This is a genomic window from Oceanobacillus sp. AG (assembly GCF_009746545.1).
GTDB lineage: Bacteria > Bacillota > Bacilli > Bacillales > Amphibacillaceae > Oceanobacillus > Oceanobacillus indicireducens.
Map to the genome: position 1 here is coordinate 1 of NZ_WOWT01000066.1, position 2,394 is coordinate 2,394.

The following is a 2,394-nucleotide window of genomic DNA, read 5'->3' on the forward strand; positions in this document are numbered from 1 at the left end:
TGTTTATGGCAAAATAAAAGTACATAATAATGCAGCGTAAAAGTACATAACGCTGCAATAAAGTTCTTAGAAAATAAAAAAGGCTTGCCAGCCTCCAAATTATAACCTACTGTTATTGGTGTCGAATCAAAACAGTGGAGGTCGAAAGGAATGCTGACAATGCCTGAAATCAATTCTATCAAATGTTTAAGAAATGATAAATCATTATCTGTTAATGAGATAGCTAAGATTCATAAAATCAATTGGAGAACTGCAAAAAAATATGCAGATAATGAACAAATACCAAAAGAAAAAACTAAAATAAAGAAAGGAATGATGTATGAGGAGGAATGGGGTGAAATCGTTATAGATTGGCTTTTGGAAGATCAGAAGTTAAAAAAGAAGTTGAGAAGGAAAAACAATCAATTGTTTTCCAGTTTAAAAGAGATGGGCTTCCCGGGTTCTTATCGAACAGTTTGCAATTTCATTCAAGAATGGCGAGAAGGAAAAGAGGTTTCAGACGAAGAAAAGTTTGATGAAAACTATGAGCGTCTCATCCACCCGCCAGCTGAAGCACAACTTGACTTTGGTCTTATGGAAGCAGTGAAGGATGGTAAATACATAGATGTTCATTGTCTTGTAATGACACTGCCATTTAGTAATGATGCCTATGCCGTACCATTACCAGGGGAGAATCAAGAATGTCTCTTCTATGGGATGAAAAAAATGTTTAAGCAACTGGGTGGAGTTCCTAGGAAAGTCCGTATTGATAATATGAAAACAGCTGTGGTTAAGCCAAGAGGACAGAACAGGGAAACGGAATTTACGAATGAGTTTATGCAGTTTGCGAATTTCTATGGTTTTGAGCCACAGGCCTGTAATGCTTATTCTGGTCATGAAAAAGGTAATGTAGAAAATAAAGTCGGCTATATTAGATATAACTTTATTACTCCTGCCCCAGTGATTAGAGATTTTCAGCATTTAACACAATTGTTAGAGAAGCACTTGATAACGGACCGGGATCGTATCCATTATGAAAAGAATCGTACGATTAATGAACTTGTGGAAGAAGAAAATCAATATCTATTGGCATTGCCTGAAGAAGAATATCCTGTCTTTAAAGAGGAGAAGGCGCAAGCAAATAAATATGGAGAGATTGTAATAGACAAGGCAAAAGTTTATGTTCCTAGAGGATATAATTATTCACAGTTAATGCTTATAAAATATTGGGATAGCTTCAAAGTAGTTTCTCCTCATGGAGAAATACTTTTAGAAGATTATCGGCCATATATGCATAAAGGTCGTAAAATACCTTGGGACTCTATTCTAAAAAGCTGGTTAACGAAACCACGAGTAGTAGACTACTCACGTCACGCTGCTTATTTACCAGGACGCATAGCTGAATACATTAAGGTGACGAATTACGATATTAGAAAGGAGCGCATGAAGTGGTTAATTTCATTACTCAGCACTCATGAGATGAGTGAAATCAACGAACATTTCTATGAACTAGTAGCTAAGCAATCATCAGAACTTCAAGAGCCAGAAAACCATCCCTATGACATTGATTGGGCGAAATATGATTTACTTCAAAAATTATCTAAAGTGGCAGGTGAAGTACGGTGAACGAATTAAAAGAAATGTGCAAATCTCTTCGCCTCGCTCACACAGCTGAGATATATGAGGATATTCCATTTGAAAACCCAGAACAGTACTTGAAAGCTTTACTGTCCAAGGAATTAGAACTACGGGAATCCGCTAAAGTAGAGCGACTGATTAAAAAAGCTCGGTTCCTCCAAGAAAAGTCTTTATCTACTTTTCAATGGCACGATCAGATTCATTTGCCACCTCAGATGGATGAAAAAGAGCTAGAAAGCTTGAACTTTATACAGGCGAAGGAAAACTTAATTTTAACTGGATCACCAGGTACTGGTAAAACACATTTGGCCACAGCCATAGGCTATAAAGCATGTGGGATGGGAAAGGAGGCTAGGTTCTATAGGGTATCCGATTTAGTAGCTAACTTGGAGAAAGCTTGGAAAGAGGACAAACTAGCATCTTTCAAAGGCAAATTCAGAAATGTTGATCTTATCATTTTGGATGAAATGGGCTATGTTCCCTTCAATACAGAAGGAGCTGAACTTTTTTTCCAACTTATTTCTGACTGGTATGAACAGAAAAGCCTCATCATTACTTCTAATTTAGAGTTTAGCCAATGGAATCGAATATTTGGGGACTCGAGGTTAACGGCAGCATTGGTTGATCGTGTTATCCATCATGCGCATATATTAAACTTTACTGGTGATAGCTTCAGAATCACCCATGCATTATCAAGAAATAACTGAACAAAAATCGGTTGGCAAGCTTATGTATATTTTCATTGCAATGTTGTGTACTTTTTACTTGCAAAACACA

Annotated in this window: 2 protein-coding genes; both read left to right on the forward strand. The window is 36.8% G+C overall.

Annotated elements, in window-relative coordinates; translation table 11 throughout:
- The first annotated feature begins 150 nt into the window (after positions 1-150).
- A complete protein-coding gene (istA, locus tag GN217_RS18460; protein WP_156858105.1) occupies positions 151-1,605 on the forward strand; it encodes an IS21 family transposase in 1,455 nt (484 codons plus the stop codon).
- Between the two features lie 14 nt (positions 1,606-1,619).
- Entirely contained in the window at positions 1,620-2,324 is a 705-nt protein-coding gene (gene istB, locus GN217_RS18465) for an IS21-like element helper ATPase IstB (RefSeq protein WP_156858106.1), read from the forward strand.
- The last annotated feature ends 70 nt before the right edge of the window (positions 2,325-2,394 follow it).